Source organism: Neorhizobium sp. CSC1952 (genome assembly GCF_030378245.1).
Taxonomy (GTDB): Bacteria; Pseudomonadota; Alphaproteobacteria; order Rhizobiales; family Rhizobiaceae; genus Neorhizobium; species Neorhizobium oryzae_A.
On record NZ_CP128416.1, the window covers coordinates 2,512,811 to 2,537,079 of the forward strand.

Genomic DNA, 24,269 nt, shown 5'->3' on the forward strand with positions numbered 1-24,269 from the left:
CATGGTCCTGCTCAACGTCGAACATCTTTCCACGATCTTCCAGACCTCGCGCGGCGACCTGCGCGCCGTGAACGATCTGAGTTTCCGCGTCTCCAAGGGAGAGACCGTCGCCATCGTCGGCGAATCCGGGTCCGGCAAGTCGGTCTCGGCCATGTCGATCATGCGGCTGCTCGACGAAAGCCGATGCCGGCTTTCGGGCAAGGTCGAGCTGAAAGGGCGCGATCTCCTGTCGGCCGATGAGGCGGCCATGCGCGCCATCCGCGGCAATCAGGTCGGCCTGATCTTCCAGGAGCCGATGACCGCGCTCAATCCCGTCGTCACTGTCGGCTGCCAGATCGCCGAGGCTGCCCGGCTGCACGAGACGATGACCCGCAGACAGGCCGCCGAGAAGGCGATCGAGATGCTTACCCGGGTGGGTATCCCGGACCCAAGGCGGCGCGCCAACGAATATCCCCACCAGCTTTCCGGCGGGATGCGCCAGCGCGTAATGATCGCGATGGCGCTGATATGCCGTCCCGAACTGCTGATCGCCGACGAACCCACGACGGCGCTCGACGTCACCGTCCAGGCGCAGATCCTCGATCTGATGCGGTCGCTCCGCGAACAGTTCGGTTCGGCCATCATCCTGATCACCCACGATCTCGGCGTCGTTGCGGAGATGGCGGACCGGGTGATCATCATGTATGCCGGCCGCAAGATCGAGGAGGGGACGGCCGAGGAGATTTTCGCGCATCCGAGGCACCCCTATACGAAGGGGCTGCTCGGGGCGGTTCCCCGGCTAGGCTCCTCGCTGGAAGGAAAGACCGGGCGGCTCGTCGAAATCGAAGGCACGGTGCCCGATCCGCGCGTGGCGACGGTCGGATGCGCCTTTGCGCCGCGCTGTCGCGGAGCAACCGACATCTGCCGGCTGTCGCAGCCGGGACTCGTCAGGACGGCGTCCGACCACCAGGTTGCCTGCCATTTCGCCACGGAGCTGGTCGTCGCATGAGCAGCGTTCTGGAAGTCTTCAACCTCAAAAAGTATTACCCGGTCAGGACCGGTCTTTTCGGCCGGAGCGCTCAGGTGCACGCCGTGGACGACGTGTCCTTTCGTGTCGAAGCGGGCGAGACGCTGTCGATCGTCGGCGAGAGCGGCTGCGGCAAATCGACGGTCGGCCGGACCATCCTCAGGCTGGTGGAGCCGACCGCCGGCGAGATCTACCTCGATGGATGGCGCGTCGATACCGTGCCGATCCAGGGCATGCGCCGGCTTCGCAAGAAGCTGCAGGTCGTCTACCAGGATCCGTTCAGCAGCCTCAATCCGCGCCTTTCGGTGCGCGACATCATCGCCGAACCGCTGGAGAATTTCGGCATGGGCCAGTCCCGCAGCGAGATCGACGACCAGGTCGCCGACCTGCTCGACAAGGTCCGCCTGCCGCGGGATGCGATGAAGCGATTGCCGCACGAATTTTCCGGCGGCCAGCGGCAGCGCATCGGCATTGCCCGCGCGCTCGCTCCGAAACCGGATATCATCATCTGCGACGAAGCGGTCTCGGCGCTCGATGTCTCCGTCAAAGCGCAGATCGTCAACCTTTTCACCGATCTCCAGCAGGAGCTGGGACTGGCGCTGCTGTTCATCAGCCACGATCTCGCGATCGTCGAACACCTGACGCATCGCGTGGCGGTCATGTATCTCGGCCAGATCATCGAGATCGGCGATCGCCGGACCATGTTCTCGGCCCCAAAGCATCCGTATACGCAGGCCCTGCTGTCATCCATCCCGATCGCCGACCCTAAGGCGAAGCGCAACAGGCTCGTTCTGAATGGTGAAGTTCCAAGCCCCATCAACCCTCCAAGTGGCTGCCGCTTCCGGACCCGCTGTCCCCAAGCGTTCGACAGATGCGCGGTGGAGATGCCGAAATTGGCCCAGCTCCGTGTCGACGGGCATCAGGTGGCTTGCCATCTGCACGAAGGGCAGAGCGATTAAGGCCGGCTACAATCGTGCCGGGCATCCGAGATCGGTCTCATCTCCAATGGAAGCTTCGATCGACGTCCGATCCGTTTCACAGGCCCATGAACAGGTGTCCCGACCGTTCCACGCCCGCCGATCAAGCCTCCGGCTGCTGCCAATGAGGATAGGTCACATAAGCGGTCACGGCACCATTCTCGTGGGAGCGGATCGTCACCCTGTCGCCTTTCTGCATGGCGATGATCTCTCCGGGGCCTGCCGTCACCGTTTTGCGGCCGTCGGAGACGGTGATTTTTCCTTCAAGGATCACCATCGTGTCGTGCACGGCCATGGTCTCCTCCAGGATCTGGTCCGGTCCATAGCGCCCGAAACCGATGGTGACCGGCCCGCCGTCACGCTGATCGAGGAGGTTGCCGGCGAAGATTTCACCGTCTTGCCCTGGCGACCGTTCAAACACCGCGTCGGAAACGGCGAACTTATGAATGGGCATGGACTGTCTCCTTAAAGGTTTGGGCCGGTGCGTGGGAGCAGGTCATCAACGTTTCCCCGAGCTTTCCGCGCAGTTCCTTTGAACGCGGTATTCCCTTCTGAGGCGGTCACTTGCCGGACCATCGCGTGACAAGCGAGCTATGCGGTGGTCCGGCTTGAGTGGTAGGACGGACTTGTGCATTCCGTCCCGAAGGCTCGTTATCTGGCGATAAACGCCAGAATATCCTCATTCAGTACGGCGGCATTGACCGTCAGCATCCCGTAAGAATAACCGGGATAGGTCTTCAGCGTTCCGCTTTTCAGCAATCTGACCGATTTCGATGCCGAGGCGGCAATCGGAACGACCTGGTCGTCCTCGCCGTGCAGCACCAGCGTCGGCACGGTGATCGCCTTCAAGTCCTCCGTCTGATCGGTCTCCGAAAAGGCCTTGATGTCATTTCGAACGGAGACGCGGTAGTGCACCGTCGCGCGAAGCTGTGTCGCCGAACGAGGAACGCCGAAAGGAATTTGGCCCCTCGCGCCTCCCAGTCGGCAGATCATGCAGTCGGATCGTCGGGCAGGATTCAGCGTTGCAGGTCAGCCACGGGCGCAGTGCCAAACATGCTTTTATACTCCCGGCTGAATTGCGACGGGCTTGTGTAGGCTACCTCATAGGCCACTTGCGATACGTTGGTGCTCCCGGCGGCAAGAAGCTTTCTGGCTTCCAGCAGGCGTATATGGCGCTGGAAGGCCAGCGGGCTAAATCCCGTGACGGCCTTGAAGTGCCTGTGGAACGAGGTGACGCTCATGCCGGAAGAGGCCGCCAGGTCGGGGATGACAATCGGCTCGCTGTGGTTGGCGGCGAGCCAGTCAGCCGCCGTCTTGAGCTGTTGAAACCGGTCGTTTCGCCGGCCGACCTGCCGGAGCGTATCGCCCATCGAGCTCTGCAGCAGACGATAGTAAAGCTCGAACTCGTAGTGCGGCGCTAGCGCGCCGACGTCATCGGGCGTGGCCAGGAGCCCGACGAGACGAGCAAACGCGTCGCCGACCGGTCCGTTCAGATCGCTAGCCGCGACCGCGCACGTCCAGCGATCTTCCTGTTTGGGCATATCGAGCATGACGCGCGTGAGCATGCCGATATCAAGATGAAGGCTGATACCGATGTAAGGGAGCTCGGGCGTCGCGCCGGTCAGCTGGTGGATATAGGGCAGGCCGAAGGACGATGTCGCGCAGGCGCCCGCCAGCAGTTCGAAGCGATTGGCGCCCATGGTCAAAACCTTGGTGCCCCGTAGAACGGCGTAGAACACGGCCGGCGTGGGCGACGTGGCGCGTGTGCTCGTCCATAGCGTCAGGCGCGGAACGGAAGTCGGGAGGCCAACGGTTCCCCCATGTCGCGGGACAAAGGGAGCAACGGCGTTCAGCAGCTGGGTGGTTGGTTTCAGAGGATAGGCCATCACCGCAAGCATGTAGTGATTTGGAAGGATCAGGCAAGTCTCTGGGAAAATCGGGAATGTGGCCTCCGTCGTGTCCGCCTATCTTCAGGCTCAACGAAGGAAATCTGCCGTGATCTCCGGTACCAAAGAGGAATGAGCCTCGAAACCGCGCATCAGGGCGACACGACATCGAAAGGGTTCGGATCATGCAGGAACTGGCCGGGAAGAATGCTCTGGTGACGGGTGGTTCGCGCGGCATAGGGGCAGCAATTGCACGCGCGCTTTCCGAGAAGGGGGCGAATGTGGCGATAACGTATGAGCGGTCAGCCGACAGTGCGGCGCAACTTGTTCAGGCGATCGAAGGCAAGGGGCGCAAGGCCGTCGCGATCCAGGCTGACAGCGCCGATCCGGCCGCAATACAGCGCTCCGTGGACGAAGCCGTCCGCGCTCTGGGCGGTCTCGATATTCTCGTCAACAATGCTGCAATCGGACGGTACAACAATATCGCCGATTTCACCGTCGAGGATCTCGATGCGCTGCTTGCGGTCAATGTGCGCGGGCCCGTGCTGGCGTCGAAGGCGGCCATTCCCCACTTCAAGGAAGGCGGCCGCATCATAAACATCGGTTCAGCAGGTGCGGATCGTATCGTCGGCGTACCTGGCACGGTCTACTATATGACCAAGGGTGCGCTTCAGGCATTCAATCGCGGTCTTGCGCGCGAATTGGGTGCTCGGGACATAACGGTCAATCTCGTTCAACCGGGATCGACAAACACCGACTCGAATCCCGAGACGGGCGAATCTGCGGATTACCAGCGTAGCCTGACGGCCCTTGGCCGTTTCAATCAGCCGGAAGATGTCGCCGCCGCGGTCGCCTTTCTCGCGACGCCTGCCGCCCGGCAGATCACCGGGACGATCCTCACTGTGGATGGTGGCGCGCTCTCATGAAAGTGAGACGGCCGCAGGTGCTCCATCGCATCGGGCGTGCGTGTGCTTGACATGCCTCAGAAACAAAGGAGCCTGGGTGGTTAGACACCTATCAAGCGAGCAAGCTTCCCTCACTTAAAAGGAAAAGCACATGAAAGCCGCAGTCTACGACAACCCCGGTCCTCCGACAGTCTTGAGATATGCCGATGTGCCCGATCCGATTTGCGGGCCAGATAATGTTCTGATTGCCGTCGAGGCGATTTCCATCGAGGGCGGCGATCTGATCAATCGCCGGTCTACGCCACAGCAGTTCTCCTGGATCGTCGGCTATGCCGCTGCCGGGACCGTGATCTCGGTCGGTGAAAATGTCCGCGACCGGGCAATCGGCGAAAAGGTGGCCGCCTTCGACATGCGGGGGTCGCATGCGGAGCTTTGGTCCGTCCCCGCCTCCCGGACATGGCTTGTCCCGGACGGCGTGGAAATGGCACAGGCGGCGGCGCTGCCAATTTCCTTCGGCACGGCCTATCATTGTCTGATCACCAAAGGCGGCTTGCGCGAAGCCGAGACGGTTCTGATTCAGGCCGCCGCCGGCGGGGTCGGTCTCGCCGCAATCCAACTGGCGCGTGACGCCGGTGCGACCGTCATCGCCGTGGCCGGCGGCAGGGAACGACAAGCGCGCCTGACTGAGCTCGGCGCATCGCATGTCATTGATCGCCTGGAGAAGGATGTCGTTGAGGAGGTTCTTCGGCTGACCGGCCGCGAGGGGGCCGACCTCGTCATCGATCCTGTCGGTTCGACTTTGCAAGCGTCCTTATCCGCACTCGCGCCCGACGGTCGCCTCGTGTTCGTCGGGAATGCAGGTGGCGGCAGCCTCAATGTCGACCTCTGGCAACCGATGCAGAACAATCAAACGCTTCACGGCGTCTTCATGGGACCGCTTTTCGAGAGGCCGGCCGTATATAGAACCGTCAGCCAGCTTCTCGAGGCCGTGGCCGAGGGACGCATGGAGGTCGTGATCGATCGCGCATTTCCGTTGAGCGACGCATCAAAGGCACATGAATACGCCGAGACAGCCAAGCCGCTGGGTCGCGTCGTGATGACACCCTGACTTGTCGCCGCCCATTTACATGCGGGCTAGCCCTTTGACGCCGGGCCATGGTCGAAGCACTCGATCAGCATTTCGGTCAGCACCCGGATTTTTCTCGCCGGATGCTGCCCGGGCGGTCTGACGACATATATTCCCGCCGGAGGCGGTGGATGGCGTTTCATGACCGGAACCAACTCGCCTGAGTCCAGATAATTCTTGATCAGATCGTCAGGCAGCACGGCGATACCCAAACCGGCTACTGCGGCGGCAGCGAGAGCAGCCCCGTTGTCGGCCTTGAAGCGTCCCTGAGGGCGAACGGTTATCACCTCGTCTCCATCCATCACCTGCCAGGTTTCCGTTCCCTGCATGAGAGCCTGATGGGCGACAAGCTCGTCCGGTGTCTCCGGAGAGCCATGGGCTTTGATGTAGTCTGGGCTTGCGACGAAACTCCCATGGAGGGGACCGACGCGTCTTGCGATCAGGCTGGAGTCCTGAAGTGTGCCGACGCGGATCGCGCAATCGTAACCTTCTCCGATCAGATCCACGAAACGATCGCTGTAACAGGTCTGGATCTGGAGATGAGGATGGCGGCGCGCCATTTGCGCAATTACCGGTGCGAAATGCGTCGGGCCGAAGGAAAGCGGCGCGGCTATCCGCAGGCGGCCGCGGAGCTCACCAGCGGGCAGGATGGTCTCCCTCGCCACATCGATCTCGGCGGTAACCCTGGCTGCATAATCCCGGAAGGTTGCGCCGGCCTCGGTCAGAGAAGCCCCGCGGGTGGATCGGGCAAGGAGCTGGATACCAAGCTCCGCTTCAAGCCGCATGAGCCGTCGGCTGACCATCGACTTGGAGATGCCGAGCCGCAGCGCGGCCGAAGTGACGCCTCCCGCATCGGCAACTTCGACGAATGTCCGGAGATCTTCGATGTCCACTCGGCGTTCCTCATTCTGCGACACAGCTTAGCGCGGACAAGGACTACCGCATCGCAAACGGGAATGACAAGTTTCGTCCCGCGGCAGCGCCTCGGAAGGCGCATGTCTTTTGAGCAAACGCGCTTCAATAAATCGCCAACATAGGATGAAACCATGACCTTTCGTAACGGCCTTGACTCACTTCTCCGCCCCGAAGATTCCGTCCTCGTCCTGATCGATCATCAACCTTACCAGCTGGCGAACCTGAACAGCCACGACCCGCAAGCCGTGGTCAACCTCACGACCGCGCTGGCGAAGCTGGCGAAAGCCTTCAATGTTCCAACCATTCTCACCAGCGTGATTGCGGATCGCGGCGGGCTTCTCTTCAAGCAGATCACCGACGTCTTTCCGGGACAGGAGGTGATCGACCGTACCTGGGTCAACACCTGGCAGGACGAGAAGGTCGTGAACGCGGTCAAGGCGACCGGCCGCAAGCAGCTGATCATCGCCGGCCTGTGGACCGAGGTCTGCGTCGCAATGCCTGTGATCCAAGCCGCCGGCGAAGGTTGGGACGTGACCGTGATCACCGACGCGTCGGGCGGGATTTCGAAGGAGTCTCACGAAGTTGCCATCCAGCGGATGATCGCGGCCGGCGCGAACCCGATGACCGTGATGGCGCTCGCTGGCGAATGGCAGCGCGACTGGGCGCGCACCGAGCATGTCGAGGAGCTGACCGAAATGCTCATCCAGCACTTCGGCGGCAGCGGCATCGCCTATCTCTGGGAGCAGCAGCTGCTCAACACGCCGGTGCCGACCACCAAAGGCGGTCACTAAAATCCGACAGGGATGACGGGGTATTGGACGATGGGCGCGAAGAGGCCCATCGTTTCGAGCCTTGTCATTCGCTCCGGCGACCATGTTTTCCGAGACATTCTATGCCGATGTCAGGCTTGAAGCAGGCGCTCGCCTGCCGCTGCCGGACAATCATGAGGACCGGGGCATCTACATTGTCGAAGGCTCGATCTCGATCGCCGGCCGGGAGTTCGAAGCACCCCAGATGATGGTGTTTCGTCCTGGCGACAGGATCACGGTCGCGGCCGGGGAACGGGGCGCGCGACTGATGATCCTGGGCGGGGCGACGCTTTCCGGCCCGCGCTACGTCTGGTGGAACTTCGTCGCCTCATCCAGAGAGCGCATCGAGGAAGCCAAGGCTGAGTGGCGCGCACAGAAATGGGGGGAGGGGCGCTTCGATCTTCCGGCCGACGACCGGGATGAGCACATCCCGCTTCCGGAGTGATGGGAAAGCAGCCTCTCAAGAGAGAGTTCTTGGGTCCGTGATGATCGCCACGAGATCGACGAAGGGAAGCGCGATCGGCCTATTCGGCAGCAATTGCCACTGCGCCGGATCGTGCCTTCACCAGCAAGGATGCTTCCGCCAGCGCTTGGTTGATGCGGCCAAGGATGGCGGCCGATGGTTTTCCTTCGGTGAAATCGCGGCTCGACGTATAGATGGCCGTCGGCAAGACGAAAGCCTCGAAGAACGCAAACAGCGGCCGAAGCTGGTGCTCGACGACGAGCGAATGGCGGTCGCCGCCGCCCGTTGCCGTCAGGATGATCGGCTTGCCGCGAAGATCTGCCGGATCGAGCAGGTCGAACGCATGTTTGAACAGGCCCGTATAGCTGCCTTTGTAGGTCGGGGAACCGATCACCAGTACTTCCGCTTCAACGATCGTCCTGATCACTTTCTTGGCTGCAGGATTGAGGTCCGCGACCGATCGCGCGGCTGCCAGCGAAGGGCCGAGATCCTCGACATCGAAAACGGCGTGCTGCAGGCCGACCTGTTGTGCCAACGCCCCTGCCACGCTTTCCACGAAGCCGAATGTGCTGGAAGGGCGGTTGATGTTGCCGGAGAACCCCACGATCAGATTGTTGCTCATCTCATTCCTTTTGAATTCGTCTCAATGGTTCGGAAAAACCTGCGATCAGGCTGACTTTCGGATCGATACGTCGACCGGATAGGCGGTGCGGGCGGCTTCATCGTCGCTCCAGCGCGTGAACGCGGCGCGGCCGAGCATTGCAATGGACGTGTCTTCCTGTGGGGCATGCACCAGGACCGATTGAACGTCCCGGAAGTGCCTTTCCAGCCCCAGATCGGCGCTGAGGCCCGGATTGCCGATGCCGCGCACTGCGATCTGTACGGCGTCACGTATCTGCCGGCCGGCAAGCAGCCGTGCCCGTATCATCCTCTCCGCCTCACCCTGGTTGTTTTCGAGCGCGCCGAGAATGATCTCTCTGGCGCCGGAAACGAGGAGGTCGATTTCGCCGGACAGCGTCACGAAGCGTTCGGTCTGGGCAATGGGCCGCCCCAGATTTGCGGGCACGCGCTCATGGGCGAAACGGATGAACGCTGCCTGCGCCGCTTCGGCCGCGCCGAGATAGATCGCCGTCAGTGCCAGATTGAACGCGGCGTGGGCTCGGTTGTCCTGCTGGGCAACGGAAGGATCGACGAGGTCAAGCACGTTTTCGGCGGGAATCTCGACATCGATATATTCCACGTCATGCGAGCCGGTGGCGCGCATGCCGAGACTGCTCCAGTTCTCGATCACGTGAATGCCCGGAAGCCCGTTGGGCACGACGAAGGTGCCAACCCGTTCCGGCGTCTCGTCCGTATGCGCCCAGACAAGGAAATGGGTGAGGCCGTGGGCGCCGGTGACGAAGCGTTTGCGGCCGGAGATGGACCATCCGGCCGCGGTGCGGCGGGCAATAGTTGCAGGCAGGCCGCCCCGCGCAGGCGAGCCGAGTTCCGGCTCGACGCGGGCGGCGTTGAGGAGCAGAGGCTGCTGCTTGCTTCCAGCCAGCAGGCGGCGATAAAGCGCGTCGGGCCAGTGGTTCTTGGTGGCTTGGCCAAGGTGGTTGAAAATGGTCATGGCGCTGATCAGCGCCACCGAAGGATCTCCGCGCCCCAGAGCCGCCAGAATGTAAGCGACGTCACGAAGCGAGGCGCCCTTGCCGCCGTAGCGGGTCGCGACGGTGCTCTCGAGAAGACCGCTGGCGTGAACGGCCCTGATGCCTGCCCATGGGAACTGGCCCGTGCGATCGGCCTCCGGTGCGGCTTCCGCCACAATGCGCACGGTTTCATCGAGGATGGCGGCATCGTAGGACATGCGTGTCGACGCTTTCTGATTTTGCGGATCCGGCCGCGGTTCGGAGGACAGGGGAAAGAGCCCGGCGCCGCGGCCGGGCCGTCGCATCAGGCGGCAGCCTTTTTCTTCGCCTCTTCGCGCTCGCGAATCCCTTCACGCACGAGCGGCAGGATGTAGCGGCCGTAATCGACGGCGTCGTTGTAATTGTCGTAACCACGGATGGAGATCAGATCGGCACCGAGGTCGATGTAATCGAGGATGGAGTCCGCGATCGTGCGCGGCGAGCCGACGAGTGCGGTGGTGGCGCCGCTTGCATTGGTGGCGGTGACCGTCGGATACCACAGCGCACGGTCATGCACGTCGCCACGCGACGCAATCTCGAGGAGACGCTGCGAACCGACATTGGCCGGCGGAGCGGCGTTGATTGGAGCACGTGCCAGGCCCTTCTGGCGATTGGCGTTCAGCTGGTCGAGGACGCGATGCGCCTTTTCCCAAGCCAGATCGTCCGTTTCAGCAACGATCGGACGGAAGGTCACCCAGATGCGGGGACGGTCGGTGCGGCCAGCCTTGGCGGCCTCGGCATAGACGCGGTCGATCTGCTGCTTGGTTTCCTTGAGCGGCTCTCCCCAAAGACCGAAGATGTCGCAGAGCGAGCCGCCGATGCGATAGGCGGCATCGGACGAGCCGCCGAGCGAGATGGGGATAGTCCCGTTCGTGGGGCGCACGGCGCTGCGGAATTGCTTGAACTGGTAATATTTTCCGTCGAAATCGAAGGGCGCTGTCGATGTCCAGGCCAATCGCAGGATGCGGATATATTCTTCCTGCCGCTCGTAGCGCTCTTCCTTGCTGAGGAAGTCGCCCTCCCGGGCCTGCTCGTCATCGTTGCCGCCGGCAATAAAGTGGACCACGACGCGCCCGCCGCTCAACTGATCGAGCGTGGCGAGCGACTTGGCGGCGACGGTCGGATAAACGGTGTTGGGACGCAGAGCCACGATGATCTTGATCTGCCTGGTGTGAGCGAGGATGGTCGCCCCAAGGGTAAATGGATCGAAAGACGACGAGGAGTACGGAATCAGCGTGTAATTGAACCCATAGTCATCGAGTGACCGTGCATACCGCTCGAGAAAATGCGGATCCACGGGGGCATCGGGAAGGGGGGTCAGATCGTTCGAAGCGTTCGGGAACGTTACGCTGATGAATTCTGCGGCCATGTGAGAATTTCTCCATTCGAGTTGCCGAACAATGAGTTCAGACTAAGTTGCGGAATGAGCGGGAGGAAGACAGGTCGTTCTTTTTCTATAGAAACCGTAGAAAAATTTCGCGCCGCGGCTGCGTGAAAGTGCGATCGGCTACAGGCTGGGCGACCAACCGAGGTTCGGCGCCACGGTTTTCGCGAGGTCCGTCAACAGCCGCACGTTCTCAGCGAGACTGAATGCAGGCGGCAGAAAGAGGACCACCTCGTCCGCCGCGGCAAGGCCGGGATCGTTGAGCACCGCTTCGATCACTTTGTCCGGAGTGCCCTGAAAGACCGGAGAAATCTGAGCACCTACCGGCTGGCTGGACGGTGCCAGAGCGCCTTTGGGCCGGGATGCGGCAATGCCGAGCGTGCGGCGTTCGAGGTCGTAAGCGGCGTATTTTTCCCGAAGCTCCGCCGTGGTCCCGACCAGAATCGAGGCCGCGACCGCGACCGGCGGCGGCTCGGTGCCCCAGGTTAGACGCCAGGTCGTACGATAGGCCTCGATGATGCGAGCCTGATATTCTCCGAAGCTTTCCCCCTCGGCGTGGTCGTGCTGCACCGTGCCGGAAATCAGACCAATCCCAAGTTCCGCGGCCTGCACCGCGGAGCCGATGCTCGCCGAGCCCTGCCGGATCCGGGAACGCAGGGTCGGACTGTGGGGCGTCACACGGAGTTCGGCGCCTTGCGGTGCGCCCTGGCCGGGCTTGTCGACGACATGGAGGACCTCGCCGCGGATCGCCGCCAGGAAACGGGCCTGGCGCCGTTTGGCCTCCGTCCGGGCATCGGTGTCGACCGTGCCGAAAACGGCGTCGAACGCTCCATTGGCACCCGTCGAGATGGCGAGCTCCAGACGCCCGCCGATCAGCAGATCGGTGGTGCCGGCCGCCTCCGCGAGCAGGATCGGGTCCTGATAACGCATCGGAATGACCGCGGAGCCCAGCACGATATGCTTCGTGTGCTGGCCGGCTGCGGCGAAGAAAGGCAGCGGCGAGGAGAGATAGTGGTCGAAATGCCGCTGATAGGCCCAGCCCGACTGGTAGCCCAGCCGCTCTGCCGTTCTGAACAGCTCGATCCCGTCGCGCAGCCCCTGCGCCGGCCCAGCGTCGTCGTTGAAGGAGACGCGGGTGTTGAAGCCGAGGCGCCGTTTCGGGCGAAACGGCGCCGGCAAAGCGGCGGGCGCTGCGATGGTCATGCGATCTTCTCCTCCTTGAACAGTCGCTGCGGTCGCATCCGCGGCGCCTGGATGCCGCTGGCGAGGCCGGAGGGGATCGAATCCAGCAGCGACACGGTGTAGGGGGCTTTCGGATTGTCAAAAATATCGGCGACCGTTCCATGCTCGACGATCCGGCCGCGCTGCATGACCGAGACGGTGTGCGCGAGCTGGCGCACCAGAGCGAGGTCGTGAGAGACAAACACGTAGGTCAGACCGAGCCTGGCCTGCAGCGATAACAGCACCTCGACGATATCGGCCTGGACGCTGACGTCGAGCGCGGAAGTCGGCTCGTCCAGAACCAGCACGTCCGGGTTGAGGACCAGCGATCTGGCGATGGCGACGCGCTGGCGCTGCCCTCCCGAAAGGGCTGCCGGCTTGCGGGAAAGCAGGTGCTCGCCGAGCCCGACATTGGCCAGAGCTTCGCGGACCCGCTCGGACCGCTCCTTGGCCGTTCCGATCCTGAACCGGTCGAGCGGCTCGCGCACCAGCTGTTCCACCTTCCATGTCGGATCGAGCGAGGTGAACGGATTCTGGTAGACGACCTGAAGGTGGCGCCATACGGCCCGCAGCGAATCGCGGGAGCGGCCTGTGAGCTGTTCCCCGGCGACCGAAATCTTTCCTTTGTCCGGCTGGTCGAGCCCGAGCAGCAGGCGGATCGTCGTTGTCTTGCCGGAGCCGGACTCGCCGACCAGCGCGTGGGTCGTGCCGGCAGGGACGCTGAACGAGACGTCGTTCACCGCCGTCAAAACCCTGCCGTCGACGGCGAAGGTCTTGGTAATCGAGTTCACCTCGATCTTCGGTGTCGCCTGGGCGCCGGTGTCCAGAAGGCGGAAACCGGGATCGCGCAGGGCGGCATAGCGGTCCGGATTGAGAGCCGGCACGTCGGCGTGCAGCTTTCTGGCATAGGCCGACGCCGGTGAAGCAAAGACGGAAGCCGTGCTGCCGGCCTCCTGAACGACACCATCCTTGAGCACGACAAGCGAGCCGGCGCGCTCGGCGGCGATCGCAAGGTCATGGGTGATGAGGAGAAGGCTGATGTTCAGCTCTTCCTGCAACCGCGACAGCAGGTCGAGGATGCGTTTCTGGATGGTGACGTCGAGCGCGGAGGTCGGCTCGTCGGCGACGAGCAGCTTCGGGCGCGGGAGGACGGCGAGACCGATCAAGACGCGCTGCAGCATGCCGCCGGACAGCTGATGCGGGTGGGAATCGTAGACGCGCTCAGGGTTGTCAAGCCCGACCTGGGCGAATGTCTCCAGGACAAGCGCCTTGCGGACGGCCTTGCTGGGTTCATCGACAAGCGCCGCCGCTTCCATCGCCTGAACGCCGATCGTCCGTACCGGGTTGAGCGAATTGCCGGGATCCTGCGGGACGAAGCCAAGGTCTCGTCCGCGCAAAATCCGGAAGCGACGTTCGGAAAGTCCGAGCACGTCCTGGCCGTCGAATTCGATGCGGCCGGTGGCGCGGCCTCCGCCGGCAAGAAGCCGCAGCACGGCGCGGGCGATGGTCGACTTGCCGGAGCCGGATTCTCCGATAAGGGCCAGGCTCCTGCCGCGGGCGAGCTCAAAGCCGACATCGGTCACCACCTGCTGCCCTCCGTAGGAAACGGATAGGCCAGCGATCCGAAGAAGAGAGGCTTGCCGTTGCGGTTCGGGCGCCTTGGTCTCGATGTTGAAAGGGATGGGGGTCAGTCTGTCTTGCGGAGCCATCGGCTGATCCTGTTCACAGAGAGGACGGTGGCGATCGTGATGAAGGCGGGCGCGTAGACCAGCCATGGCCACTTGAGGTAGTCCTTGCCGATCGAAATCAGCAGGCCCCAGTCGGAGGCGGGCGGCGGGTCGCCGTATCCCAGGAAGGCGAGGCTGGCGATCACCAGGATCGAGTCGCCGAACTGCAGCACCGCGAGCGGGAGCACCGAACGCGAGGCGTTCGGCAGCACATGCCGCCACAGAATGTGCCAGCGCGACCCGCCGAGCAGGAATGCAGCCTCGACGAATGTCGCCTGCCGGGTCTTGATGACTTCCGAACGCATGACCCGGGCGAAGACGGCCACCGCCGAGACGCCGGTGGCGATTGCCGCATTCGTCGTCGCGAAGCCGATCGCGGTGACGACGATCACGGCCAGCAGGAATTTCGGGATTGCCAGCAGAACGTCGACCAGCCGAGCAAGCACGGTATCGACCCAGCCGCCGAGGAAACCCGCCAGAAGACCGATGACGCCACCGGCGACGACGCCAATGACGACGGCGATCAGCGCGCTCGAAACCGAGGAGGCCGTGCCGTAGACGACCCGAGCATAGAGGTCGCGACCCAGGTGGTCGGTGCCGAACCAGTGCGCGGCGCTCGGGCCCAACAGCTTCTGGGCGGGAACGCCGTTGACCGGATCATAGCTCGTGAAGAGGCCTGGAGCGACAGACCAGGCAATCACCAGCACGACTACCGCGAACGAGATCGCAACGATCGGAGGCATGCGGATGGCCGTCAGCCAGCCGGCTGCCGCGCCGCGCGAAACGGAATAGGAGGAAACGAGGCTCATGATGTCACCACCTTCGAGACATTCAGGGAGCTTTCGTCTGCCGCGGCCGGCCGGCGCTCCGGCGCGCCGAGAAGCTTCACGCGTGGGTCGAGCAGCGGATAGACGAGGTCGGCGATCAGGTTGACGAGCACGAAGACCACCGCCGCCAGCGAAACGACCGCCTGCAGGACGGGCAGGTCCTGGGTGGTCACGGATCGCTGCACCAGACTGCCGATGCCGTTGCGCCCGAAGACCGTCTCGGTGATCAGCGAGCCGCCGAGCAGTTCTCCGATGGTGAGCGCGATGACGGTGACGACCGGGAGCGAGGACGGCTTGAGCAGATGCTTCGCAAAGAGGCGCATTTGCCCGATGCCACGGCTGCGGGCCACTGCCGCATATTCCTGCTCCGACTCATGGTCGAGATTGGCGATGAGCACCTCGGCAATCTGTGCCGAAATGGGTATGCCGAGCGCGATCGCCGCGAAGAAAGTCGCCCAGAAACTGTCAGGCTGGATGACGCGGAACAGGCCGAGCTGAAAGCCGAAGGCATGGATCAGCACCAGGCCGATCACGAAGTTGGGCACCGACAGGAACAGCGACGGAAAGCCCCGCAGTAAGCCCTGGCCGAACCGCTTCGGAAGGAACCGGGTCCCGTAGGCAATCACAAGGGCCAGCACCAGCGCGACGGCGAGACCCGCGGACGCAAGCACCAGGGTGGAAAGGAGAACTTCGGCGATCAGGGTCGTCACGGGCCGGTTGGTCCGCATCGACAGGCCCAGATCGCCGGTCAGGAAGTTGGACAAGGAGGTCGACAACTGTATGAGGACCGGCTTGTCCAGCCCCTGGGCCGCGATGATCTCCTCGATTTCCGTCTCGGTGAATCCGTTCTGCGGGTTGCGCAGGACGTTGGTTACCGGATCGCCCGGCAGAATACTGACGACGACGAAGGTGAACACATAGGCCAACAGGATGACGACGACAGCCTGCACAAGGCGTTTTGCGGCGTAGGTCAGGTAGGCATTGCGCATGCCGTCACCTCCTCACGTTAATCGATTGCGCTGCGGGGCTCGGTTGCACTGCGGGTCAGTCGCTTATCGTGGCCGTGTAGTAGCTGGCATAGGCGACGCCGTTGTACGTCTCTCCCGTGAGCCTCGGCGACTGCACATAGATGCGCTGGACGATCTGCGTGCGGGGGATGAAGTAACCCTGTTCGAGGACGTATTTCTGAAGCTCGTCGAGGAGCGGGTTTCTGATCTCGACGGAGCCGGCGCCGGCGATCCTGTCGCGCAGTTCGTTGAGCTTCGCGTCGCTCTCGCCCAGCGCAAACCAGTTCTCGCCGTTGTTGGCATTGGTGAGGATGCTCGCCACGGTGCCGGCGTCGATGAAGCTGCGGGTCACTTCGTAGGCCGGTACGGCAGGGCCGCCATACGTGACCTTCTGACCGTAGGTCACGACGTCATAGGCGCGGATGTCGATCTTCCACCCGAGCTTGCCGAGCTGCTGGGCGATGAGCTCGTCGATCGACTTCGATGTTGCGAGGTAAGGGTTGGAGTGGAGCGTCAGCGACAGCGGCTTGCCGTCCTTCGTGCGGATGCCGTTGGCACCCTTGACCCATCCCGCCTCGTCGAGGAGCTTTTCGGCCTTGTCGGGATCATAGGCCAGCAAGTCGCCGTGATCGGTCGCACCGGGTACGTTGCTCTGGACGAAGGACGTCGCGAGCTTCCAGTCGGACGTATAGACGGTATCGATGATTTCCTGGCGATTGATGCCGGCCTGCAGGGCCTGGCGTACCTTCACGTCATCGTAAGGAGCGAGCTTGGTGTTGATCGCCCAGCCATTGACGAAGCCGAGATAGCGAGGCGTCGCAATGGTGAAACCTTCCTCCTTGAGAGACTGAAGCTCCTGCGGCGAGGCGTTGTAGGCGATGTCGGCCTGGCCGGACTGCACAGAGGCGACGCGCAGCGACGGCTCGGACACCAGCTTGTAGGTGATCGTATCGAGGAAGGCCGGCCCAGTATGGCCGACGGCGGCAGGACCCCAGTTGTAGTCCTCGCGCCTGGTGAGCGTGACGAAGTCGCCCTCCTTCCAGGAATCGACCACATAGGGGCCGCTGCCGGAAGTCTTGCTGAGATCGGCCTGCTGCGCAGCCGGGGCCGCGATCGTCTTAGGCGAGATCAGGATCGAGCCGTGGTAGCCCAGCGTCGGGATGAAGCCGAGCGTCGGCTTTTTGAAAAAGACTTTTACCGTGGCCGCGTCAACCGTCTCTGCGTGATCGTAGGTCTTCGGGAAAAGGCCGATCGGGTTGATGCCCTCGCTCTTGCGGCCGGCATACCAGATGTCGAGATTGGCGACGACGGCCGAGGCGTCGAGCGGGGTGCCGTCGGAGAACGTCACGCCGCTCTTCAGGTGAAGGGTGAACTGGGTTGCGTCGTCGTTCTGTTCCCAGCGCTCCGCCAGCCATGGGCTGACCTTGCCGTCGGCATCGACATAGACGAGCTTGTCGGTCACGTGACCCCAGATGTGGCCCTGGAAGCTGGAGATCGCGCTGTTGTTCGGGATCCAGGTGTCGCCCAGCGAGTCGATGAGGAAAGTGATGTCACCGCCGTTGCGCGGGTCGTCGGCGCTCAGCGCGGGTGTGAAGCTGGTCGTCGATGCGAAGATGGCAGCAGCCCCGGCCGCGGCCGTTGTCACCAGAAGGCGCCGGCGGGAAAGGGAGAGCGGAGAAGAACGTTCGGTCATGGGGCTGATCCTGATGATCTGTTGTATGTATTTCGATGGGTTCGACCTGCGGCCGGCATCAGAACGAAGACCTATGCCCGTGGCTGTGGATCGTGCGCATCAAGCCGTTACCGCTGCGATCGAATGCCTGCCTGAGATCTCGTGACCGCAGACGCGGCGGCCGCTACAGAGCGGCTGGTGAAAGCTGTTTCAGACGAAGAACACGCTCTGCGGGACATATTCTGATCATGACGCGGTCCTTGCTTGCGGTATCGAGTTGACGAGCTTCAGCCTATCAGGGCGGGCAGAAGGAGAAAGACTGGTTATTCTTTTTCTACTAAATATGTGGATTATTTTATTGCTATTCTCGAACTGCCTTGGATTGCTGTTTCAGCAGCCTTGCGGATTTTGCCGGGCTCGTTGCGAGAAGTCGGGGTGGGGGAGGCCCTTGGCGAACGATGTCGGGCGGATAAACCTATTGCGGTTGCTGGCTCCCGATCAGCGAAAACTGGCCGGCACCGAGCCTCGAGGCGTGACCGAGACGTAAAAATCCGGCGGACAGCCTGCACTTATGCGCCGGCGCCGTTTTCACCGTTTGGAAACGTCATGCTCTCGAAGATCCGCACCTGAGGCAATGCCTCTTTAAACAGCTCGACTTCCACCTTGGTGATCTGCCCGGTGCAGCCTTGCGCGAGGTTCGACGTGCCGAGGTCGCGGGTGAGAATGTTCGGATTGCCGTGAATGCACATGGCGTTGTCGGCCGCCGGATCGTGCGGCTCGAACCACGCCCCTGTTGCAAGCTGCATCACGCCCTGCCGCACATCCTCGCTCAGCACGGCCGCAGCGAGGCAGGCGCCGCGTCCGTTGAACAGTCTCACGATATCGCCGTCCGATATGTCACGAAGCGCCGCATCGGCGGGGTTGATGCGAACCGGCTCACGGCCCCTGATCTTGGTCGAGCGGCTGAAATCGCCGTAGTCGAACTGGCTGTGCAGTCGTTGATGCGGCTGATTGCAGACCAGATGCAGCGGATAACGACTTTCGCCGCCCGCAGCTTCCGTGTCGGCTCTCGGAGGATACCATTGCGGATGGCCACCGCAGTCGTCGTAGCCGAAGTTTGCGATGGTTTGTGAAAAGATCTCGATCTTGCCGGATGGTGTCGCGAGAGGCGATGCATCCGGATCCTGGCGGAATCTGCGCGCCGGGCCTCCATCGTCCGGCTTGAGCGGAAGACGAATTTCACCCATTTGCCAGAATGTCTCGAAATCCGGCGCGTCGTGCCCGCCGGCAGCAAGCGCCTTGCGCGTCGTTTCGTACAGGAAGGAGAGCCACTCGCGGCTCGTCCGGTTTTCCGTGAATGCCTCGAATTTTCCAAGCCTCCGGGCGATCTCGGAAAAGATCTCGTGGTCGTCTCTTGCTTCGCCGACCGGCTCGATCAGCCGCTTCATTGCGATCATCAGCTGATCGCGGTCCGCCGCGCCGATGTCGTCGCGCTCGAGCGTCGTCGTTGCGGGCAGCACGATATCCGCGTGACGCGCGGTCGATGTCCAGGCGGACTCGTGCACGATGATTGTCTCCGGCTGGCGGAAGGCTCTCCGCAACCTGTTCAGATCCTGATGGTGATGAAACGGATTGCCGCCCGCCCAGTAGACGAGGCGGATATCCGGGTAGCGCAACACCTGGCCGTTGTAGTGGAACGCCTTGCCGGGATTGAGGAGCATGTCGGCGATGCGGGCCACCGGAATGAAGTCCGGCACGGGGTTCTTGAACTGGTGGAGCGTCGGCAGGGGAACGGCGAGAAGGTTCTTGCCGATATTGCCCAATGCCCCGAGGGAATAGGAATAACCACAGCCGTCCAAACCGATCTGCCCGAGCATGCCCGCGAGCACGATGCCCATCCACACCGGCTGTTCGCCATAGTCGGCCCTTTGCAGCGAGTGGCTGACTGTGATCAGGGTTTTGGAACGGGCCATCGTCCGCGCAAGTCCCCGGATGGTGTCGGCCTCGATGCCGCAGATGGCGGCTGCCCATTCGGCGGTTTTCGGAACGTTGTCCGTGCGGCCCAGGAGATAGTCCTCGAAGCGATCATATCCGGCCGTGTAACGGTCGAGGAATCCACGGTCGTGCAATCCTTCGGTGGCGAGCACATGCGCCAGCCCCAGCATCATCACCACGTCGGTGCCCGGAATGATCGGCAGCCATTCGGCATTCACCTCTGGCGGAAAATCGTCGGCCAACGGACTGACGAGCATGAAGCGTGCGCCGCGCGTGCTGGCGCCTTTCAGCTTCGGCAGGACGATATGGTTGCTGATGCCGCCGCCGTGCACGTCCGCGTTCTTGATGGCCATGCCGCCAAAGGCGACGATCAGTTCGCTGCTGCGCTCGATGGCATCCCAGGTCACGCTCTTTCGATCGAAACTGTCATAGGGTCCGAGCACGTGCGGAATGATGACCATTGCTGCGCCGGAACTATAGGTATTGACGGAGCGCACATATCCGCCCAGCAGATTGAGGAAGCGGTGGACCTGGCTCTGGGCGTGATGGAAGCGCCCGGCGCTGGACCAGCCGTAGGAACCGCCAAAGACCGCTGTCGGGCCGAACTCGCCGTAAACGCGCTGGAGTTCCTTGGCGACGAGGTCCGCAGCCTCGGACCAGCCGACTTCCACATAAGCGTCGACGCCGCGTTTCTGCGCGTGGCCGGGCTTGCCTTCAAGCCAGCCACGCCGGATGGCGGGGCGCCTGATCCGAACGGGACTGTCCGCAACCGCCGCCAGATTTCCCAGGAGTGGCGACGGATGAGGATCGTCCGGATGAGGCCTTATCTCCAGCCGGCCATTTTCCAACCGGCCCAGGAATGCGCCCCAGTGGGAGCTATGGGGTTTGAACGCATTCATCTCAAAATCGCCCTCGCGATCATGGCCTTTCGGAAGACGTCAGGCCGTTTGGGGAAGGATCTTTCCCGGGTTCATGATGCCGGCGGGATCGAAACTGCGATGCCTGACTTATGTTCGATCACGCGACCAGCCTTTCGCCCTTGAGATGGCGCTCAAGGAAGGGGAGACTGTCCTGTCCCCAATAAAGCTCATCTTCGTAACGGAAGGTCGGAAGGCCGAAGACGCCGGCAGACTTGGCAGTTTCGTAATTGTCTTTCCAGACGGCCTGAATAGCTTCGCTCTTACCTTGCTCGTCCAGCCTCGCGCCATCAAAGCCGGCAGCATTCGCGATCGCGCGGCGGACTTCGGCATTGCCGATGTCTTCGCCCCGCCCCCAGAAGGCCTCCTGAAGCGCGCCCGCAAGCTTCAGCCAGTCCCCGCCAGACTCGATCACGGCGATGACCATGAAGCCGGCCGGCGTCGGGTCCGATAGCGCCGAGCGGTTTTCGAAGTTCAGCACCTTGCCGCGCAAGGCCGCCCAGCGTTTCAGATCCTTCGTCCAGTAGGCCCGCCGGGCTTCCGGCCGGTTGCGCGAATAGATGGCGCCATTATCCTCGATAAGCGGGATGACATAGGGACGGATCGTCGCGCCATTCTCGAATGCGAGTTCGGTGAAGGGCGCGAGACCGATATAGGACCAGGGTGAGCCGATACCGAAGAAATAGTCGATCGTCTTTGTCATGCCGGGCTGCCTTTTGGGAACTATCGTGGGGATGCCGCATCGAAAACGGAAAGCGCGCAATCACGGGCAACGAGTACCGCTTTCGGATCTCTTCCCACCGCCACGGTGGCGAGCGCGCCTTCGTAGAGGAGAGAGAGGTGTGCTGCCGCCTGGTCCGGACGACTGCTTGCTCTGGCCATCACGCCGGCGAAAATGTCCCGCACCATCGTCTTGTGGGTCCGCGCCACGGACACGACACGCTCGGAATCGCCGTGCTCGGCGACCGCGAGAGCAAAGGCACAACCGCGGAACTCCGGACTATCGGCCTTTTCGTACAGGCGCTCGAAAATCAGCTTGATCTGGTCCCGCGCATCGCTCTGCGTGTCGACCACCTCCTGGAGTGAGCGGATCACTCGCTCGTGGCGGGCCTGAAGGTAGGCCGCGACGAGATGATCCTTCGATGGGAAGTGCCTGTAAAGCGTCGCCTTGGCAACGTTCGCCTCTTCAATAATGCGATCGATGCCAACTGCACGGATGCCTTCGCGGTAGAAAAGGGCGCCCGCCGTCGTAAGGATCTGATCCGATATTGCTTCTTTCATTTCTGCACTTTTCTTTCAATCCGACGTGGCCGGACAAGGTGGGCAAGCTCATTGAGCCAAAGCAAGACCGGTCTGTCTTGCCGTGTGCGGTTTGTCCACCTGCGACAGGATATCGTCAAGGGGTAATGCGCTTGAAAAGCTGCCTCGATGCGCGAGCTGACCGGCAAGTTTTTGCACCGCCTCGTTATAGGGCGTGCGGACGCCGTGCAATCGCCCGAGCAAGACGATCTCGCCGTTCAAGTAATCGACCTCACTCGAAGCGCCGCGCTTGAAGCTCTGCCATGTCGATTGCTGGCCGGGCTCGATCCCACTGTTCGGAGCGACGCGCCAGTTCGAGATGTCTTCCTTTCGCTCGGACGGCGAGGCAAGCTTGTAGCCTGCGGCCTCGAGAGCTCGTCTCGCTTCGTCCACCAGGGCTTCGGCGATCGCAGCACGTGTATCGGCCTCTCCGTCGAAAAGCTCCAGCACGTTGCGGACATTGTGGAGAAGCTTGGCCGCCTTCCAGCGGCGGATATCGGAGCTGGTCTCGGCGAGATAACCTGCGTGAATGAGGTCGGAGGCAATCTGGCCGCTCGTGTCGTCATGCCCTTTGGGAAAGGGACCAACTGTCACGACGCCGACCTGCGGATCGCCGGCTACGACGACTTTCCCCGTCTCGGTAAACCGCGCCGGCGTCAGGATACTGGCCGCGTAGACCCGTGCAAACGTCCTCAGTGCGGTCGCCTCTGTCGCGAGTCCGTTTTGAAAAGTGACAACCGGAAGACTTTCGGCGGCCGTCTTGGTCGAGCTCCCCACGCTTCGCCACGACCAGAATGCCAGGGCGCCGGCCGCGTCCTGAGATTTGACCGTCAGCAGGAGGATGTCGTCCGGCTCCAATTCCGGGGGAGCAGCCAGATCGAAGGCATTCAGCTGAACCTGTTGCGTACCGGATGGCCGCTGGTAGCTCAAGCCATGCTTCCCGATGTGTTCGATCTGAGCCCCGCGCCCGACAAGGACGTACTCAATTCCGGACAGTTCGAATTGCGCAGCCAGGCTTGCTCCAACGGCGCCGGCGCCAACGATTACATAACGTGTCATTTCGTGTCTCCAAAACGAAGCAGCAAGCCTGATCTAATGGCTGTATTGGTGGACTAGACGCCGAGGTTTTGGCGCAATGTCTCGTGTTGATACTCGCGGTGGAAAATGCCGCGGCGCTGAAGCTCCGGGATGAGGTGCTCGGTGAGGGCGGTGAGGCCGAGCTCGTATTTGAGGGTGAAGGCCAGGAAGTTGAAACCGTCCGTCGCACCGCGCTCGTAGCGCTCCTGAAGCTGGTCGGCGATGTTTTCCACCGAGCCGATCGGAAACCAGTGGCCCGCCCCGCTGGAGTGATAGACGATGAGGTCGCGCACGGTGCGCACCTTGCCGCTTTCGACCAGGTCCCGGAACACCCCGAACCGGGACCGCCGACCCTGCACGTGGGCGGTCTGCGGCAGATCTTCGATCGGGATCGGAGCGTCGAGGTCGATCCCTTCGAAATCCACGCCGCCGAACTGGCCGGCCAGGGACTTGCGGCCCTCTTCAAAATCGATCTCGTCGATGATCTTTTGCCAGAACCGATGCGCCTCCTCATCCGTCGAGCCGATGACAGGCGCGACGCCAGGCAGGATCTTGATCGAATCCGGAGAGCGCCCCAGAGCGGACGCCCGCTTCTTGAAATCCCTGTAGATCTCGATCGATGGCTCGGTTTCCGTCAGGCCCGTCGTGAAGATGACGTCGGCGATGCGGGCGCCAAGCTGCCGGCCCTCCTTGGAGGAGCCCGCCTGGGCCAGGATGGGCTTGTCCTGCGGGCTGCGCGAGACGCCGAGCGGCCCCTGGACCTTGAAGTGCTTGCTGTCCCAGTCGATGCGGCGAACCTTCTTGGGATCGACCCGCTGGCGCCCTCGCTCGTCATAGGTGACGGCATCCGGCTCCCAGCTTTCCCAGAGAGCCTGGACCACGCCGGCAAATTCCTCCGCTATGGCGTAGCGGTCGTCGTGCGCGGGCAGGGGCTTTCCGAAATTCTTCTCGCCCGCCGAGGACGTGACGAGATTCCAGCCGGCCCGGCCTTTCGATATGTGGTCAAGCGACAGTACCTGGCGGGCGAGGTTGTAGGGTTCGGTAAACGACGTCGAAATCGAGGCGATCAGCCCGATCCGCGACGTCTTCGCCGCCAGTGCGCTGAGCATCGTCACCGGCTCGAGGCCAGGCTTCGGAGAGGTCTCGCTGGTCGAAAGCGAATCCGCGAGGAAGATGGTGTGTATCTTGCCCCGTTCCGCCTGCCGGGCCTGTTCGATATAGGCATCGATGTCGAGCAGATTGTCGGTCGGGCCGTTGGTGCCCGGCTTTTTTGTCTGGCCGGTGCCGCCGAGAAGCAATCCTAAAACCAGTCCGGGACCGCGTTCGCTTTGCCGGCTCCCCCAATGTTCTGCCATGATGAATGTCCTTGAATTCGATGGCTGATCG

The 24,269-nt window shown here is 62.5% G+C and carries 21 protein-coding genes and 2 pseudogenes; 6 read left to right on the forward strand and 17 right to left on the reverse strand.

From position 1 onward, the window contains the following. Position 1 precedes the first annotated feature (1 nt). Both QTA58_RS12315 and QTA58_RS12320 read left to right on the forward strand, forming a co-directional pair. On the forward strand, positions 2–988 hold the full coding sequence (locus QTA58_RS12315; RefSeq protein ID WP_289669040.1) for an ABC transporter ATP-binding protein: 987 nt from the start codon (positions 2–4) through the stop codon (positions 986–988). Next, positions 985–1,965 carry a dipeptide ABC transporter ATP-binding protein gene (locus QTA58_RS12320; RefSeq protein ID WP_289669041.1) on the forward strand — a complete coding sequence of 327 codons (981 nt, stop codon included), beginning with the start codon at positions 985–987 and terminating at the stop codon, positions 1,963–1,965. The genes QTA58_RS12315 and QTA58_RS12320 overlap by 4 nt, the downstream gene beginning before the upstream one ends. A gap of 121 nt (positions 1,966–2,086) precedes the next feature. On the opposite strand, the gene QTA58_RS12325 is transcribed toward QTA58_RS12320, so the two are convergent. From QTA58_RS12325 to QTA58_RS12335, 3 genes and pseudogenes are all read right to left on the reverse strand, one after another. Further along, positions 2,087–2,437, reverse strand: coding sequence for an ethanolamine utilization protein (locus QTA58_RS12325; protein ID WP_289669042.1), 351 nt, complete (start codon positions 2,435–2,437; stop codon positions 2,087–2,089). A 197-nt stretch (positions 2,438–2,634) separates the two neighbouring features. Then, positions 2,635–2,868: pseudogene (locus QTA58_RS12330) on the reverse strand (alpha/beta hydrolase); the annotation flags it as partial. Between the two features lie 131 nt (positions 2,869–2,999). Beyond that, positions 3,000–3,881 carry an AraC family transcriptional regulator gene (locus QTA58_RS12335; RefSeq protein WP_341850260.1) on the reverse strand — a complete coding sequence of 294 codons (882 nt, stop codon included), beginning with the start codon at positions 3,879–3,881 and terminating at the stop codon, positions 3,000–3,002. A 173-nt stretch (positions 3,882–4,054) separates the two neighbouring features. Between QTA58_RS12335 and QTA58_RS12340 the strand changes: the two genes are divergently transcribed. After that, positions 4,055–4,795, forward strand: coding sequence for an SDR family oxidoreductase (locus QTA58_RS12340; protein ID WP_289669043.1), 741 nt, complete (start codon positions 4,055–4,057; stop codon positions 4,793–4,795). Between the two features lie 130 nt (positions 4,796–4,925). Beyond that, a complete protein-coding gene (locus QTA58_RS12345; protein ID WP_289669044.1) occupies positions 4,926–5,882 on the forward strand; it encodes a zinc-binding alcohol dehydrogenase family protein in 957 nt (318 codons plus the stop codon). 26 nt (positions 5,883–5,908) lie between these two features. Here the strand turns inward: QTA58_RS12345 and QTA58_RS12350 are convergent, their stop codons facing one another. Continuing rightward, entirely contained in the window at positions 5,909–6,793 is an 885-nt protein-coding gene (locus QTA58_RS12350; RefSeq protein WP_289669045.1) for a LysR family transcriptional regulator, read from the reverse strand. A 153-nt stretch (positions 6,794–6,946) separates the two neighbouring features. Here QTA58_RS12350 and QTA58_RS12355 point away from each other — a divergent pair, with 153 nt between their 5' ends. After that, on the forward strand, positions 6,947–7,606 hold the full coding sequence (locus tag QTA58_RS12355) for a hydrolase (RefSeq protein ID WP_289669046.1): 660 nt from the start codon (positions 6,947–6,949) through the stop codon (positions 7,604–7,606). 70 nt (positions 7,607–7,676) lie between these two features. Beyond that, positions 7,677–8,069: pseudogene (locus QTA58_RS12360) on the forward strand (pirin-like C-terminal cupin domain-containing protein); the annotation flags it as partial. 79 nt (positions 8,070–8,148) lie between these two features. On the opposite strand, the gene msuE reads toward QTA58_RS12360, so the two are convergent. The 13 genes from msuE to QTA58_RS12425 all read right to left on the reverse strand — a co-directional run bounded on the left by msuE (position 8,149) and on the right by QTA58_RS12425 (position 24,238). Next, positions 8,149–8,709 carry an FMN reductase gene (gene msuE, locus QTA58_RS12365; protein WP_085420692.1) on the reverse strand — a complete coding sequence of 187 codons (561 nt, stop codon included), beginning with the start codon at positions 8,707–8,709 and terminating at the stop codon, positions 8,149–8,151. Positions 8,710–8,754: 45 nt separating this feature from the next. Then, on the reverse strand, positions 8,755–9,936 hold the full coding sequence (locus tag QTA58_RS12370) for an acyl-CoA dehydrogenase family protein (RefSeq protein WP_085420826.1): 1,182 nt from the start codon (positions 9,934–9,936) through the stop codon (positions 8,755–8,757). Between the two features lie 86 nt (positions 9,937–10,022). Next, the gene (locus QTA58_RS12375) at positions 10,023–11,126 is read right to left on the reverse strand and encodes an LLM class flavin-dependent oxidoreductase (RefSeq protein ID WP_289669047.1); all 1,104 of its coding nucleotides are present in this window, start codon (positions 11,124–11,126) and stop codon (positions 10,023–10,025) included. A 138-nt stretch (positions 11,127–11,264) separates the two neighbouring features. Beyond that, a complete protein-coding gene (locus QTA58_RS12380; RefSeq protein WP_289669048.1) occupies positions 11,265–12,344 on the reverse strand; it encodes an LLM class flavin-dependent oxidoreductase in 1,080 nt (359 codons plus the stop codon). Then, on the reverse strand, positions 12,341–14,071 hold the full coding sequence (locus QTA58_RS12385; RefSeq protein WP_289669049.1) for an ABC transporter ATP-binding protein: 1,731 nt from the start codon (positions 14,069–14,071) through the stop codon (positions 12,341–12,343). Before QTA58_RS12385 ends, QTA58_RS12380 begins: the two co-directional genes overlap by 4 nt. After that, positions 14,050–14,898: an ABC transporter permease gene (locus tag QTA58_RS12390; RefSeq protein WP_289669050.1), complete on the reverse strand. Its 849-nt coding sequence runs from the start codon at positions 14,896–14,898 to the stop codon at positions 14,050–14,052. Before QTA58_RS12390 ends, QTA58_RS12385 begins: the two co-directional genes overlap by 22 nt. After that, entirely contained in the window at positions 14,895–15,905 is a 1,011-nt protein-coding gene (locus QTA58_RS12395) for an ABC transporter permease (RefSeq protein WP_289669051.1), read from the reverse strand. The genes QTA58_RS12390 and QTA58_RS12395 overlap by 4 nt, the downstream gene beginning before the upstream one ends. A 55-nt stretch (positions 15,906–15,960) precedes the next feature. Next, on the reverse strand, positions 15,961–17,616 hold the full coding sequence (locus tag QTA58_RS12400) for an ABC transporter substrate-binding protein (protein ID WP_289669052.1): 1,656 nt from the start codon (positions 17,614–17,616) through the stop codon (positions 15,961–15,963). 548 nt (positions 17,617–18,164) lie between these two features. Then, a complete protein-coding gene (locus QTA58_RS12405; protein ID WP_289669053.1) occupies positions 18,165–20,489 on the reverse strand; it encodes a molybdopterin guanine dinucleotide-containing S/N-oxide reductase in 2,325 nt (774 codons plus the stop codon). A gap of 118 nt (positions 20,490–20,607) precedes the next feature. Continuing rightward, a complete protein-coding gene (locus QTA58_RS12410; protein WP_289669054.1) occupies positions 20,608–21,210 on the reverse strand; it encodes a DsbA family protein in 603 nt (200 codons plus the stop codon). 20 nt (positions 21,211–21,230) lie between these two features. Further along, positions 21,231–21,788, reverse strand: a complete 558-nt coding sequence (locus tag QTA58_RS12415; RefSeq protein ID WP_085420682.1) for a TetR/AcrR family transcriptional regulator — start codon at positions 21,786–21,788, stop codon at positions 21,231–21,233. A gap of 48 nt (positions 21,789–21,836) precedes the next feature. Beyond that, positions 21,837–22,865: a 2-dehydropantoate 2-reductase N-terminal domain-containing protein gene (locus QTA58_RS12420; RefSeq protein ID WP_289669055.1), complete on the reverse strand. Its 1,029-nt coding sequence runs from the start codon at positions 22,863–22,865 to the stop codon at positions 21,837–21,839. A gap of 53 nt (positions 22,866–22,918) precedes the next feature. Continuing rightward, positions 22,919–24,238 (reverse strand): NtaA/DmoA family FMN-dependent monooxygenase, encoded by a 1,320-nt coding sequence (locus tag QTA58_RS12425; protein WP_289669056.1) that lies wholly within the window; start codon positions 24,236–24,238, stop codon positions 22,919–22,921. Between the last annotated feature and the right edge of the window lie 31 nt (positions 24,239–24,269).

Bases quoted from the DNA above. Each gene is read 5' to 3' on its own strand.
- QTA58_RS12405 (WP_289669053.1), bottom strand. From the start codon at position 20,489: ATGAATGCGTTCAAACCCCATAGCTCCCACTGGGGCGCATTCCTGGGC.
- QTA58_RS12410 (WP_289669054.1), bottom strand. From the start codon at position 21,210: ATGACAAAGACGATCGACTATTTCTTCGGTATCGGCTCACCCTGGTCC.
- QTA58_RS12335 (WP_341850260.1), bottom strand. From the start codon at position 3,881: ATGCTTGCGGTGATGGCCTATCCTCTGAAACCAACCACCCAGCTGCTG.
- QTA58_RS12420 (WP_289669055.1), bottom strand. From the start codon at position 22,865: ATGACACGTTATGTAATCGTTGGCGCCGGCGCCGTTGGAGCAAGCCTG.
- QTA58_RS12395 (WP_289669051.1), bottom strand. From the start codon at position 15,905: ATGCGCAATGCCTACCTGACCTACGCCGCAAAACGCCTTGTGCAGGCT.
- QTA58_RS12325 (WP_289669042.1), bottom strand. From the start codon at position 2,437: ATGCCCATTCATAAGTTCGCCGTTTCCGACGCGGTGTTTGAACGGTCG.
- QTA58_RS12370 (WP_085420826.1), bottom strand. From the start codon at position 9,936: ATGTCCTACGATGCCGCCATCCTCGATGAAACCGTGCGCATTGTGGCG.
- QTA58_RS12385 (WP_289669049.1), bottom strand. From the start codon at position 14,071: ATGGCTCCGCAAGACAGACTGACCCCCATCCCTTTCAACATCGAGACC.
- QTA58_RS12345 (WP_289669044.1), top strand. From the start codon at position 4,926: ATGAAAGCCGCAGTCTACGACAACCCCGGTCCTCCGACAGTCTTGAGA.
- QTA58_RS12355 (WP_289669046.1), top strand. From the start codon at position 6,947: ATGACCTTTCGTAACGGCCTTGACTCACTTCTCCGCCCCGAAGATTCC.
- msuE (WP_085420692.1), bottom strand. From the start codon at position 8,709: ATGAGCAACAATCTGATCGTGGGGTTCTCCGGCAACATCAACCGCCCT.
- QTA58_RS12415 (WP_085420682.1), bottom strand. From the start codon at position 21,788: ATGAAAGAAGCAATATCGGATCAGATCCTTACGACGGCGGGCGCCCTT.
- QTA58_RS12340 (WP_289669043.1), top strand. From the start codon at position 4,055: ATGCAGGAACTGGCCGGGAAGAATGCTCTGGTGACGGGTGGTTCGCGC.
- QTA58_RS12315 (WP_289669040.1), top strand. From the start codon at position 2: ATGGTCCTGCTCAACGTCGAACATCTTTCCACGATCTTCCAGACCTCG.
- QTA58_RS12400 (WP_289669052.1), bottom strand. From the start codon at position 17,616: ATGACCGAACGTTCTTCTCCGCTCTCCCTTTCCCGCCGGCGCCTTCTG.
- QTA58_RS12320 (WP_289669041.1), top strand. From the start codon at position 985: ATGAGCAGCGTTCTGGAAGTCTTCAACCTCAAAAAGTATTACCCGGTC.
- QTA58_RS12375 (WP_289669047.1), bottom strand. From the start codon at position 11,126: ATGGCCGCAGAATTCATCAGCGTAACGTTCCCGAACGCTTCGAACGAT.
- QTA58_RS12425 (WP_289669056.1), bottom strand. From the start codon at position 24,238: ATGGCAGAACATTGGGGGAGCCGGCAAAGCGAACGCGGTCCCGGACTG.
- QTA58_RS12380 (WP_289669048.1), bottom strand. From the start codon at position 12,344: ATGACCATCGCAGCGCCCGCCGCTTTGCCGGCGCCGTTTCGCCCGAAA.
- QTA58_RS12390 (WP_289669050.1), bottom strand. From the start codon at position 14,898: ATGAGCCTCGTTTCCTCCTATTCCGTTTCGCGCGGCGCGGCAGCCGGC.